Below are 13,287 nucleotides of genomic sequence, written 5' to 3'. Positions count from 1 at the left end.
TTGGGTGTGGGGTTGAAGAGGGCGGAAGTTTAACCTAATTTCAAGGAGAAGTTAAAATGGCATACGTAACAATGAGAGAGCTTCTGGAAGCTGGCGTTCATTTTGGTCATCAGACCAGGCGCTGGAACCCGAAAATGAAACAGTACATTTTTGGCGCAAGAAACGGCATCTATATTGTTGATCTTCAGAAGACAGTAAAGATGTTCAGGGATGCATATGATTTCATTACAGATGTAACATCATCTGGAAAGTCTGTTCTTTTTGTCGGAACAAAAAAGCAGGCCCGTGAAACCATTGCAGAAGAAGCAGTCCGCGCAGGAATGTATTTTGTCAACAATAGATGGCTCGGCGGTATGCTTACCAACTATCAGACAATTAAAAAGAGTGTTGAGAGACTCAATTATCTTGATACAATCCATGAAGATGGAACCATCGAGCTTTTCCCTAAAAAGGAAAGACTCCAGCTTGGTAAAGAGCAGGGCAAAGCGACAGATGTTCTTGGCGGTATCCAGACCATGGGCGGTCTTCCTGGCGCAATATTCATAATAGATCCTAAAAATGAGTCAATTGCGGTTAAAGAAGCAAAAAGACTCGGTATACCAATAGTTGCGATAGTAGATACCAATTGCGATCCTGATGACATTGATTATGTTATTCCTGGTAACGATGACGCAATCCGTTCCATACAGCTTTTTGCATCAAGAATTGCAGATGCATGTATAGAAGGTAAGGCAAAGCACTCTGAAAGAGCCCATGCAGCTGTTGACAAGGCAGATGATGAAGGCGGCTCTATAGCGGATCGTGAAGGTCTTAAGCCTGGCGAGAGAAAAGTTATTTCTGCTGGCGGCGAAGGCCCGGTTGTTGAAGTAATCAGAAAATCAGCGTCAGAGTAGCATCTTTTGTTTGTTTAAAAATCAGGGCGGTGCCGGTTTAATACCGGCTCCGCTTTGGCATGTATAGATGGCCTAAATATCTGATTAATAAGAATTTTACCGGATTTTCCGGGTTTCAAAATGGGAGCATGGAAATGGCTGAAATTAGTGCAGTAATGGTGAAGGATCTTCGCGCAAAGACAGGCGCAGGAATAATGGATTGCAAGCAGGCGCTGGCAGAAACAGATGGTGATCTTGAAAAAGCCGTGGATTTTTTAAGAAAAAAAGGTCTTGCTTCTGCAGCTAAAAAATCAGGTCGCTCTACTTCCGAAGGCCGTGTTACTTCATACATCCACACCGGCGGCAGAATTGGCGTTCTTGTTGAAATCAACTGCGAGACAGATTTTGTTGCAAACACCGATGACTTCATAGAATTCGGCAAGAACATTGCTATGCACATAGCTGCTGCAAGCCCTGTGGCTCTCCAGGCTGAAGATGTTTCAGCTGATCTTCTTAACAGGGAAAGGGAGATCTACAAGGCTCAGATCCTTGAAGAAGGCAAACCAGCCAATATGGTAGATAAAATTGTTGAAGGTAAGATCAACAAGTTCCTCAAGGAATGCTGTCTTCTTAGCCAGCCTTATATCCGTGATCCGCAGAAGAGCATCAGCGACATTCTCACTGATACCATTGCAAGAATCGGAGAAAATATTCAGATCAGACGTTTTACAAGATTCCAGGTAGGCGGAGAGTAATATTTTGACACAACCCAAGTATAAGCGCGTTGTTCTAAAACTCAGCGGTGAGGCCCTGATGGGCGATCAGGGATTTGGCATAAGCCCTGATGTAATCAAATATGTCGCTGCTGAGGTCAGGAAAATATATGACCTCGGTGTTGAGACAGCCATCGTTGTGGGCGGCGGAAATATATTCAGGGGTGTAAAGGCAAGTTCATTTGGTATGGACAGAGCTTCTGCAGACCATATGGGTATGCTTGCGACCGTTATAAACAGTCTGGCCCTCCAGGATGCCATGGAAAGAAATGGCATTCCTACGAGGGTTCAATCTGCAATAACAATGAATGAGGTTGCAGAACCATTTATTCTCAGAAAGGCGGTTCGGCATCTTGAAAAAGGCAGGGCCGTTATTTTTGCTGCCGGAACAGGTAATCCCTATTTCACAACTGATACGGGAGCTGTTCTTAGGGCCCAGGAGATTCATGCAGAGCTTCTTCTTAAAGCCACAAAAGTTGATGGCGTATATGATTCAGACCCTGTAAAAAACAAAGACGCCAAGTTCATAAAAAAAATATCCTATATGGAAGTGCTTGAAAAGCAGCTTCAGGTAATGGATATGACCGCAATTTCGCTGGCCATGGACAACGGGCTGCCTCTCATGGTCTTTGATATGATGACTCCGGGCAATATTAAAGATGTCATCTGCGGTCAGGAAATAGGAACCTTGATTTCCTGATTAATTTTATAGTCAGGCAATGTTAGATGCTCTGACAACGGCTGCTGCTTATTGGTACGGACGGTCCGGATATGAAGTGAATGTTAAGCTGTTGCAGCCGTAATCAAAATAAACATTATCATGAAAGGTAAGTAGGCATGATTAACTCTATACAGAAAGAAGCCCAGGACAAGATGTCCAAGACAACGGCTGTTCTCAAGGCCGATCTCCAAAAGGTAAGAACAGGGCGTGCTTCCTTGTCTCTTCTTGATCCAGTAAAGGTTGATTATTATGGTACTCCTACCCCTCTCAGCCAGATCGCTTCCCTCGCAATCCCGGAGAGCAGGATGATAACCATTCAGCCTTGGGATGCTTCTATAATAAAAGAAATTGAAAAAGCAATATTAAAGGCTAATATTGGCCTGACTCCTTCAAGCGACGGAAAAATGGTTCGGGTATCCATACCTCCTCTGACAGAGCAGCGCCGTAAGGAGATAGTCAAAACAGTCCAGAAAATCAGCGAAGAACATAAAGTGAGCGTCAGAAACATACGCCGTGACGCCAATGAAGTTTTGAAAGGTCTGAAAAAGGACGGCAAGATATCTGAAGATGATATGTTCAAGGCCCAGGATTATATCCAGAAGATTACAGATGAGCATGTTAAGCAGATAGATGAAATAAACAGAGAAAAAGAGAAAGAAATACTTGAATTCTAAAAAACAGGCAGATCTGACTGAAAAGCTTGACCTGTCCCGCCTGCCTGTCCATGTCGCCATAATAATGGATGGCAATGGCAGGTGGGCGCAGAAAAAACTCATGAACAGGGTCACAGGCCATGAAAAGGGCGCTGAAACCGTTCGCATGGTTGTCAAGACATGCAGGGAGCTCGGAGTCAAGGTGCTGACACTGTATGCGTTTTCAACTGAAAACTGGCAGAGACCCAAGATTGAAGTCGCAGCTCTCATGACCCTGCTGAGAAAATTCCTCGAAAACGAAACTCCTGAGATGCTTAAAACCGGAATAAGACTTAGGGCAATCGGCGAGATTGATATGCTGCCTGATAGCGTTTTGTCTCCTTTGAAGGAATCCATGAAAAAAACCATGGATAACACAGGGATGACACTCAATCTTGCGCTTAGTTACGGAGGCAGGGCCGAAATTTCGAGGGCTGTAAAAAGAATTTCCCAAGACGTTAAAAATGGAATTATTGATTCTTCGGTCGTAAATGAGGACCTGATTTCCGGTTATCTCGATACGGCAGGCATGCCTGACCCGGATCTACTCCTTAGAACCAGCGGTGAAAAGCGTATCAGCAATTTTTTGCTCTGGCAGATCGCATACGCTGAAATGTTTTTTACAGATACTTTATGGCCTGATTTCACAAGGGATGAGTTTGTTGATATTCTGCTTGAATATCAAAGAAGGAACAGGACCTACGGGAAAGTGACCTGATTATGTTTTTATAAGATCCCTTGTTACTGGAGAGATATGCATTTAAAAAGAATTATAACCAGTCTGGTGGCCCTTCCCCTGTTAATAGCAATAATATGTCTGGGAGGGCCGTTTTTATTTTCTCTGCTTGTGATAGCAGCTGGGATTATTGCCTTAAATGAATATTATGGAATATGGTTCAATGGATCAGATAGAAACTATTTTATTGAAGCGGCCGGTTATCTTTCAGTTCCATGTCTGATATATTCAGCATATTTCGCCAGAATGGATCTGACTTCCATAGTAATACTCGCTAATATATTCATATCAGCCTTGCTGGCGGTTGTCTTTGCCAAGAAAAAAAACATAAGTTCAAATACAATTTCAGGCCATATTCTTGGAATATGCTATATTCCTTTGTCGCTTGCCTTTCTTATGGCCATAAGGAATTTTGACAAAGGGGAAGCCTGGATCTTTCTGGTTTTGTTCATTGTGTTTGCCAGCGATACCGGCGCTTATTATGCCGGGACATATTACGGGAAACACAAGCTTTGTCCTGAAATAAGCCCTGGAAAAACCTGGGAAGGTTTTTTCGGAGGACTTGCTTTTGTTGTGTTCATTGGAACGGTTTTCAGATTTTTGTTTTTTAATGATTTACCATTATTAAATTTTATATCATTAAGCTTGTTTACAGGATTGATAGCTCCGGTTGGCGACCTGTTCGAATCCATGCTGAAAAGAGCGGCTGGCGTCAAGGATTCCGGGAAGATTCTTCCGGGGCATGGCGGTCTTCTGGACAGGATAGATGCCATGCTTTTTGCTTTTCCTGCTGTTTACGCTTTCAAAACGTATGTTTTATAATATGAAAAGAATTTCCATACTCGGATCCACAGGCTCAATAGGTACCAGCGCTTTAGAGATAATAAGGATGCATCCTGGCAGATTCAGGCCGGTTGCGCTTGCAGGCGCCAGGAATATTGATCTGCTTCTTGCCCAGATAAACGAATTCAAACCTGAAATTGCTGTGGTATATGGTCAGGCAGAGGCATCGGAGCTTGAGAAAAGGCTTCCCGGAAATTCATTGACAAAGATTTTATGGGGCGACGAAGGCTACGAAACAGCGGCCTCGTATCCTTCAGCCGAGCTTGTACTTCTTGCAATAGTTGGCGCAGCTGGTCTGAAACCAGCCCTCGCTGCTATAAAAGCAGGCAAAAGAATTGCGCTTGCGAACAAGGAAACCCTTGTAATGGCTGGCGAGCTTGTGATGAAGCTTGCAGATGAAAACGGCGTTGAAATTTTCCCCGTTGACAGCGAACACAGCGCTGTTTTCCAGTCCATGTCAGGCCAGAGACAGGAAGATCTTGCAAAAATTATACTTACAGCCTCTGGCGGCCCGTTCAGAGCGAAGCCTATAAACGAGTTTTCAAGTATTAAGCCAGAGGATGCTCTTAAACATCCTAACTGGAGCATGGGCAGTAAGATAACAATTGACTCGGCTACTCTTATGAACAAGGGACTCGAAGTCATTGAGGCATGCAGACTTTTCGGGCTTCCGCCTGAAAAAATTGAAGTCGTTGTTCATCCCCAGAGCATTATACATTCCATGGCGGTTTACAGGGACGGATCTGTTATATCCCAGATGGGAGTTCCTGATATGAAGGCAGCAATAGCTTATGCATTTTCATATCCTGAAAGAATGGATATAGGACTGCCTGCTCCTGATTTTTCATCCATAGGATCTCTTACTTTTGAAAAGCCTGATATAAAACGGTTCCCTTGTCTTGCTCTGGCATATGAGGCATTATACACAGGCGGTACAATGCCTGCTGTTCTGAACGCTGCCAATGAAGTGGCTGTTTCGTTATTTTTAGAAGGAAGAATTGGATTCACCGGAATTCCAGGACTTGTTGAAAAAACAATGAAGCTCCATAGTCCTGTTAAATTCCCTCAACTTGATGACATATTTCAGGCTGATTCCTGGGCAAGACGCATAGCCGGAGAACAGCATACGGACTGATCCTGCATGACTAATTTTGTAACAAATGCATTAGCTTTTGTCATTGTGCTCGGAGTTCTGATTTTCATCCACGAGTTCGGACATTTTCTTTTTGCCAGAATTTTCGGTGTCGGTGTCGAGAAATTTTCACTCGGATTTGGCCCAAAAATATGGGGCGTAACCAGGGGCATAACCGATTACAGGATTTCTGCCATTCCTCTCGGGGGCTATGTCAAAATGGTGGGTGAGTCTCCTGACTCAGAAATAGCTCCTGAGGACATACACCTTTCGTTCACTCATAAAAAACTTCATGAAAAAGCGCTTATTGTCGCTGCCGGCCCTGTGTTCAATCTTCTTCTTGCGTGGGTGATTTTCTGGGTTCTGATTTTCACCAATGGCAGGACATCACTAAAACCTGTTATAGGTGAGATGGAGCCTGAAAGTCCTGCTCTTGCGGCAGGTCTCATGTCAGGAGATGAAATTGTTTCAATCGCTGGGAATCCAATAAAAACCTGGGATGAAATGGACAGCATTATCGAAAACAGCAGCGGAGCAGAGCTGAAGCTTGTTTACTTAAGAGGTGGAAAAGAATTCTCTGCCAATCTTCAGCCATCTCTTTTTCCTGGCAAAAATGACCTCGGGGAAAAAGTAAAAATCTATGGAATCGGCGCTATGCCAATCATCAGGCCTGTTCTTGATTATGTTGACAAGGAAGGCCCTGCATATAAAGCCGGACTAAAGGAAGGCGACAGGCTGCTTTCAGCCAACGGAAAACCTGTGGAATCATGGATTGCCTTCACCAAGCACATCAGTGACGGGAATGGCAATATTTTGAATGTCCAGGTTGAAAGAGACGGGAAGACAATGGAATTCAGGCTGAAGCCTGAGCGCAAGGAAATAAAGACCCCCCTTGGAGAAAAATTCGAAAAATATATGGTCGGGATAATGGGCTCAAGGGATATAATCCATATTTCTTTCGGCCCGATCGAATCTGTAAAAGAGAGCTGTACACAGATATGGTGGGTGTGTAAGCTTACAGCTTTGGGAATGATTAAATTCGTTGCAGGATCACTCCCTGAGGACAATATAGGCGGCCCAATAAGAATCGCTGAAATGGCAGGAGATCAGGCAAGGGCGGGTCTCAATTATTTTGTGTACTTTATTGCTGCTGTCAGCGCTAACCTTGCAGTAATCAATCTGTTCCCTGTTCCGGTTCTTGATGGCGGTCATCTGCTGTTTTTTGGAATAGAGGCAATAATAAGAAGACCTATAAGCAGAAAAATAAAAGAGGTCTGTCTTCAGATTGGAATGTTCATGCTTCTGACTCTTATGGCCTATGTAATATATAAGGATATAATGAGACTGGTTCATTGATCCGCTTGATACAGGTTCATTGTTATATTGATTATCAATTTAAAAAGGAAATGGTTTTATTACCATGAATCTTAATCGCTACAGAATAGAGATAGCTCATAAACCTGAGCTGAAGGATGCCGAAGGCGCGGGACTCATGACAAAGGCATCCCGCTATTTTGGCATGGAGATAAATGATGTCAGGACAATACATATACTGACCGTAGAATCATGCCTTGATTCAGCCAGTATCGAAAAAGTGAGAACAGAGATCTTTACAAATCCTGTAACCCAGATTTCGTCAACAGCTCCGCTTGATATCGATTTTGACTGGTGCATATGGGTCGGCTACAGGCCAGGAGTAAAGGACAATCCAGGAAGCACCGCAGTTGAGGCTATGGAAGATGTTCTTTCTGTCAGGTTTTCTGCGGCAGAAGGTGTTTATACCTCTAAGCGTTTTTGTATCAAGGCGCCAAGGCTTACAAAAGAAGACGCCGTAAAAATAGCTTCAGAGCTTCTTGCAAATGATATAATCCAGCATTGGAAAGTCTTTTCTGCAAAGGAATGGGACAAGGCAAACGGGATTGGCATAATAATTCCAAAGGTTGAACTTAATCACACTCCGACCGTCTCTGTAGTTCCTGTGGAGTCGGATGCTACCCTTGCCGAAATCAGCAGAGATAGAAATCTTGCGCTTAATCCGAATGATATTCCTGTAATCAGACAATACTTTTCAGATCCGGAAATTAAGAAAAAAAGGGCAGAGGTCGGTCTTTCCGATCCGACAGACGTTGAGCTAGAATATATTTCACAAGCTCGCAGCGATCACTGTAATCATAATACCTTCAGAGGCCTTTTTAAATATAGTGATCTTGGAACAGGTGAATCAAGAACAATAGACAACCTTTTCAAAACCTGCATTCAGCAGCCGACTCTTAATCTTAAGGATAAGAAGGACTGGGTTGTCTCAGTTCTATGGGACAATGCAGGAGCAGGTAAATTTGATGAGGATTATAACTACGTAATAACAGGAGAGACACATAATTCTCCTTCAAATATGGAAGCTTACGGCGGCGCTGTTACCGGCATTGTCGGCGTTTACCGCGATCCTCTAGGAACCGGAAAGGGCGCACGTCTGGTAATGGGTGGTTATGGTTTCTGTACAGGTTACAGGGAATATGACGGAGAGCTCAAGCCGAGACTTCATCCGAGAAGGCTTCTTGACGGCGTTATTGAAGGAGTTAAGGATGGCGGCAACAAGAGCGGCGTTCCTACACCATTCGGTCAGGTTGTTTTTGATAATGGATACATGGGGAAATGCCTTGTATTTGTAACAGCCATAGGGATAATGCCTTCAAAAGTAAGTGGCAAACCATCACATGAGAAGACCACATCAGAAGGTGAGCTCATAATAATGAGTGGCGGCAGGGTTGGGAAAGACGGAATTCACGGCGTGACAGCATCGTCTGAAGTCTTTTCTGCAAATACTCCGGCTGGTCATGTTCAGATTGGTGATCCTTACACACAGAAAAAAATGCATGATTTCCTGCTTGAAGTAAGGGACGCCGGGATAATAGAGTTCATAACAGACAATGGCGGCGGAGGCCTTTCTTCTTCCATCGGTGAGACTGCACGGTTCAGCAATGGCTGCGAAGTCAATCTGGAAAAAGTTCCTTTGAAATATGAAGGGCTTGACCAATGGGAAATCTGGGTTTCAGAATCGCAGGAAAGAATGACCATAGCGATCAAGCCTGAAAACCTTGACCGTTTCATGGAGCTTTCAAGGCTCCACGCTGTTGAAAGCACTGTCATCGGCAAATATTCGAGCACTGGCAAGCTTCATATTAAATATAACGACAAAACCGTGGCCTATGTAGATATGGAATTCCTTGAATCAGGGTTTCCTCAGTGGGAGTTTGAGGCGGAATGGATTCCACCTCGTCTTCGCGGGCTTTATGAACCTGTGATTGGGCAGCCAGCTGATTATAATGAAGTGATTCTGGACATGATGTCCCGCCCTAATATCTGTGCAAAATCATGGATCTGCCGACAGTATGACCACGAGGTCCAGGCTGGAAGCGTTGTAAAACCCCTCGTAGGAAGGGAAAGGGATATAAATTCTGACGCGGCGGTTTTAAGGCCTGTTATTGATTCAGAATCTGGGCTTGCTTACAGCCAGGCAATTATTCCATTTTATTCAAAGATTGATGCTGGTCATATGACCGCATGCACCATAGATGAGGCTGTAAGACGCATAATTTCTGTTGGCGGAAGCCTCGAGCATATTGGAGGAGTTGATAACTACTGCTGGCCAGATATCCAGTTTCACCCGGAAAAAAATCCTGATGGAAAATTCAAGGCCGCCCAGCTTGTAAGATCATGCGAGATACTCAAGTATCTTTCCCTAACATACGGCATTCCTCTTCTTTCAGGAAAGGACAGTATGTATGTAGACGGGCATCTGCCAGGAAAATACGGAGTCACAAGAAAGGTTTCAGGACTTGAAACCATGCAGTTCTCGGCAGTGGGACTTGTAAAAGATGTAAAGAAATGTACCACCCTTGATTTCAAATTCGCTGATGACCTTATTTATGTGATCGGCCTGACAAAAGACGAGCTTGGAGCTGGTGAATATTATGAAATGCTTGGCTTTACAGGTCTAAATGTTCCGGAAGTAGATGCAGCCTCATTTATGATGCTTTATAAGGCCATGTCTGTGGCTATGGAAAGAGAGCTTTTAGCATCTGTCCATGGAGTATACAGAGGCGGTCTTGCTACCCATCTCGCAATGTGTTCAATGGCCGGGAATCTTGGGATTGATGTTGATCTTTCTCTTTTGCCTGTTGAAAAAGAGCTTCGGCCAGACAGACTTATGTTCTCTGAGTCAGCGGGCCGTTTTATTGTTTCGATATCACCAGAAAACAGCGCTGCTCTTGAGGATATATTCAAAGTTCTGCCTGTAAAATGCATAGGAAAAGTTACTGCCTCATCAAAGTTTGTTATCAAGACAGATTTGGAAAAAGTTTTGGTTGATGTTGATGTACAGGATTTAAAGACTGCCTGGAAGAAGCCATATGGAGGCTTGATATGAGTTCGGTTAAAGCGATAGTTCTTACAGGCTACGGCCAGAATTGCGATATAGAGACAGCTTATGCCTTCGAACTTGCCGGGGCAAAGGCTGAAAGAGTTCATATAAACACCCTGATTGAAAAGCCAGATACGATTGACGGTTTTGACATAATGGCTTTTGGCGGCGGTTTCAGCTGGGGAGATGACCACGGCGCAGGAGTTGTTCAGGCAACTCGAATGAGAACCCATCTTGGTGAGCGATTAATCAAATTCATAGAATCCGGAAAGCTTGTTATCGGAATATGCAATGGTTTCCAGTGTCTTGTGAACCTTGGCCTTTTACCTGGAAACGGCGGAGATTATACAAAAAGATCTGTAGCTCTTACAAATAATGATTGCGGAAATTTCAGGGATGATTGGGTGCATCTGTCAGTAAACAAGACTTCACCTTGCGTTTTTACTAAAGGGCTTGAACTCATAGAACTGCCCATAAGACACGGTGAGGGCAAGCTTTTTGCCGAAGAATCCATGATGAATGAACTTGAGAAAAACGGCCAGCTTGTGGTTAAATATGCAAAACCTGACGGATCGCTTGCAAATGGATCGTTCCCGGTAAATCCAAACGGTGCTCTTCGGGATGTTGCTGGAATCTGCGATCCAAGCGGCAGAGTTTTCGGTCTGATGCCCCACCCAGAAGCGTTCTGTAATTTTACCAATCACCCGGAATGGACTTTTAAAAAAGAGCAGGCAAAGCGCAAAGGCCAAAACATTATGTCATCAGATCCTGACGGTCTGAAGATTTTTAAGAATGCAGTTGAATATCTGAAATAAGACTCTAAAAATCTTTTCTATAAAATAATTTAAGAGCGGCTATTAAATCTTTTAATAGCCGCTCTTTTTATTCCTCGTAATCCCTTATCTAAAGCTAATTACTCCCATCATTTTTTCTGGCATGTTTCTTGGATACAAATATTTATCTACAAGGAGGAGGCCTATGAAAAAAAATGAATCAGGATTTTCATTATTTGAGTTGATGGTTGTCATAGCCATCATTGGAATCTTAAGCGCAATAGCAATCCCAAATTTTATTGCCTGGAGAAATAACGCAAGTTTGAAAGGCGCTGCATTCAACCTAAAAAGCGACTTGGAAATGGCAAAGATGAGGGCCATAAGAGGCGGAAGCAATGTTGCAGTTTTGTTTGACGATAATGGCTATGTGATTTTTCAGGATATAGCGGGAGATTATGAAAACAATGGTGCTGATTCGGTTATAGCTACAAGAGTATTGAATAATATAACAATAACTCGAGCATTTCTGGGTGGTTCAGCGGATGCGACCGAATTCAATAACAGGGGGCAGGTGCCTGTTAAGACCGGGAATGCAACCTTATCTCTTGGAAATAAATCTGTTACAATCGAAATTAATAGAATTGGCCTAATAAGCATGAAATTTAATTAGGAGGAATCATGAGCAATCTTAAGTTTATTTTTAAGCCTGGCCGACTAAAAGTTGGGCATAAGCTGGAAGATTCCAATGGCTTCACACTTATTGAGCTGCTTGTAGCAATAGCTATATTTTCAATTATTTCTGTTGGGATGGTTACAATTTTTGATTCCTTGCAGAGGGGGTATACTACTCAGCAGGTTACTTCTGATGTAATACAAAAAGCAAGAAGCGCTCTTTCCTTCATGATGGAGGAAATAAAGTATGCTGGGCTGGATCCCAAAGAGTCAGGCAATTTTAATGTGGTAACAGCGACTGATAAAATTTTTACATATGAATTCGACACCAGGGATGAAACCACAGATTTTAACGGAACAAGAGATGATTCTGACGTCCGTCCTGAGAGGAAAACTTTCAGATTTAATAATGGCATTCTGGAGTATGTTGATAATCTTGGATTAACCAAACAAGCCAATCCGGAAACACTTGTGCCTGAAACAGGCCCTGATTCAGTTTTTCAGTATCTGAATTCAGAGGGACTGCCTACAACAAATATAAATGACATAAGGGCAGTAAGAGTAATTCTGACGGTCAGGGAGCTTTCAGGAAGATCAGGGACTGTCTCGAGAACACTTGAATCTATGGTTCTGTGCCGGAATCTTCTCTTTAATTCCCAAAGATAATGTGGAGGTTCAAATGGAAGCAAATAAAAGAGATAGCAGAGAAAAAGGCTTTTCTTTGATAGAGGTACTTGTGGCAATAGGGCTTTTTTCAATTGGTTCCCTTGCTGTCGTATCCCTTTATTATTCGACGAGTGCCAGCCTTAGAAGTTCAAATGAGATGACAGAGGCCCAATTCATAGCCCAGGAACACATGAATGAGGCCCTCTCGCTTGACTATGACAAAATGCCCAAGATAATTCCTCCAGCGACAACTCCTCCCGTAACTACTGACGGCAAGTATTCGATTGTTGTAAATACGACATACAATCCGGCTAATTCTCCAACCGACACTGCTCTTGTGACAGTTACAGTTTCATGGCCAGGTATGATCGGTTCTGCCAAGAGTGTGACGCTCGAGTATCTCAGGGCCGAGACAACGACATCTGGATTATAATGAAAGGATATTCTGATGATAAAGAAAATATTAATTGGTAATGAACGAGGGTATGCGCTGGCGATGGCAATACTTATGCTTGCCATACTCATGATATCAGGAGTTCTTGTTTCAAATACTACTGTGACTGATCTTCAGACCGTAAGAAATACAGCCATGCAGGCTCAGCACGTAGCAGCCGCAGAATCTGCAGCAATGGCCGCTGTTCAGACTATCGAGAACGAGTCAGATCCTGTTGAGCTTGACGTTAATTCAACAACTAAAGATTGGCTGACTAATTATGATATATCTGACGCAGATTATGATGAAGATGGTTACAAGTGGGGACTATTGCCTAAAACCGCGCTTCCCAAGACTACAGGAAGGCTAAAATCCACTGATGCTGATGTACTAAAATATAGAATGGTTGGTTGGGATGCTGCCAGGGGAACATCTTTGGGAGCTTATGAAGCAACTCTCAAGGAAGGCAAAATAAGAGGCGTTTACGTCTCTTCTGAAGGTATATATTCCGTAGAATTAGGCTTTAAAAAAAGATTCTAATATCAAGGAGGGAC

General features: G+C 43.3%; 14 protein-coding genes. All 14 read left to right on the top strand.

The window, feature by feature from the left end:
* The first annotated feature begins 56 nt into the window (after positions 1 to 56).
* The 14 genes from rpsB to K245_RS0104195 all read left to right on the top strand — a co-directional run bounded on the left by rpsB (position 57) and on the right by K245_RS0104195 (position 13,273).
* On the top strand, positions 57 to 893 hold the full coding sequence (gene rpsB, locus K245_RS0104260; protein WP_027358309.1) for a 30S ribosomal protein S2: 837 nt from the start codon (positions 57 to 59) through the stop codon (positions 891 to 893).
* A 134-nt stretch (positions 894 to 1,027) separates the two neighbouring features.
* Positions 1,028 to 1,627, top strand: a complete 600-nt coding sequence (gene tsf, locus K245_RS0104255) for a translation elongation factor Ts (RefSeq protein ID WP_027358308.1) — start codon at positions 1,028 to 1,030, stop codon at positions 1,625 to 1,627.
* Position 1,628: 1 nt separating this feature from the next.
* A complete protein-coding gene (gene pyrH / locus K245_RS0104250; RefSeq protein ID WP_027358307.1) occupies positions 1,629 to 2,345 on the top strand; it encodes a UMP kinase in 717 nt (238 codons plus the stop codon).
* A gap of 137 nt (positions 2,346 to 2,482) precedes the next feature.
* Entirely contained in the window at positions 2,483 to 3,040 is a 558-nt protein-coding gene (gene frr / locus K245_RS0104245) for a ribosome recycling factor (RefSeq protein ID WP_027358306.1), read from the top strand.
* On the top strand, positions 3,030 to 3,776 hold the full coding sequence (locus tag K245_RS0104240) for an isoprenyl transferase (protein WP_027358305.1): 747 nt from the start codon (positions 3,030 to 3,032) through the stop codon (positions 3,774 to 3,776). Before frr ends, K245_RS0104240 begins: the two co-directional genes overlap by 11 nt.
* A gap of 36 nt (positions 3,777 to 3,812) precedes the next feature.
* A complete protein-coding gene (locus tag K245_RS0104235; RefSeq protein WP_035276450.1) occupies positions 3,813 to 4,616 on the top strand; it encodes a phosphatidate cytidylyltransferase in 804 nt (267 codons plus the stop codon).
* Between the two features lies 1 nt (position 4,617).
* On the top strand, positions 4,618 to 5,772 hold the full coding sequence (locus K245_RS0104230; RefSeq protein WP_027358303.1) for a 1-deoxy-D-xylulose-5-phosphate reductoisomerase: 1,155 nt from the start codon (positions 4,618 to 4,620) through the stop codon (positions 5,770 to 5,772).
* Positions 5,773 to 5,778: 6 nt separating this feature from the next.
* Positions 5,779 to 7,125, top strand: coding sequence for an RIP metalloprotease RseP (gene rseP / locus K245_RS0104225; RefSeq protein ID WP_027358302.1), 1,347 nt, complete (start codon positions 5,779 to 5,781; stop codon positions 7,123 to 7,125).
* A 64-nt stretch (positions 7,126 to 7,189) separates the two neighbouring features.
* Positions 7,190 to 10,195: an AIR synthase-related protein gene (locus K245_RS0104220; RefSeq protein WP_035276449.1), complete on the top strand. Its 3,006-nt coding sequence runs from the start codon at positions 7,190 to 7,192 to the stop codon at positions 10,193 to 10,195.
* Positions 10,192 to 11,004 carry a phosphoribosylformylglycinamidine synthase subunit PurQ gene (locus K245_RS0104215; protein WP_027358300.1) on the top strand — a complete coding sequence of 271 codons (813 nt, stop codon included), beginning with the start codon at positions 10,192 to 10,194 and terminating at the stop codon, positions 11,002 to 11,004. The genes K245_RS0104220 and K245_RS0104215 overlap by 4 nt, the downstream gene beginning before the upstream one ends.
* Positions 11,005 to 11,167: 163 nt before the next feature.
* Positions 11,168 to 11,632, top strand: a complete 465-nt coding sequence (locus tag K245_RS28455) for a GspH/FimT family pseudopilin (RefSeq protein WP_027358299.1) — start codon at positions 11,168 to 11,170, stop codon at positions 11,630 to 11,632.
* Between the two features lie 8 nt (positions 11,633 to 11,640).
* Positions 11,641 to 12,300: a PulJ/GspJ family protein gene (locus tag K245_RS0104205; protein WP_027358298.1), complete on the top strand. Its 660-nt coding sequence runs from the start codon at positions 11,641 to 11,643 to the stop codon at positions 12,298 to 12,300.
* Positions 12,301 to 12,313: 13 nt separating this feature from the next.
* Positions 12,314 to 12,733, top strand: a complete 420-nt coding sequence (locus K245_RS0104200) for a type IV pilus modification PilV family protein (RefSeq protein WP_027358297.1) — start codon at positions 12,314 to 12,316, stop codon at positions 12,731 to 12,733.
* A 15-nt stretch (positions 12,734 to 12,748) separates the two neighbouring features.
* Positions 12,749 to 13,273 (top strand): hypothetical protein, encoded by a 525-nt coding sequence (locus tag K245_RS0104195; RefSeq protein ID WP_027358296.1) that lies wholly within the window; start codon positions 12,749 to 12,751, stop codon positions 13,271 to 13,273.
* Positions 13,274 to 13,287: the final 14 nt, after the last annotated feature.

It is taken from the genome of Desulforegula conservatrix Mb1Pa, assembly GCF_000426225.1.
GTDB classification, from domain to species: domain Bacteria; phylum Desulfobacterota; class Desulfobacteria; order Desulfobacterales; family Desulforegulaceae; genus Desulforegula; species Desulforegula conservatrix.
The sequence above is the reverse complement of the archived record's forward strand: the minus strand, read 5'-3'. Positions and strand labels throughout refer to the sequence as shown.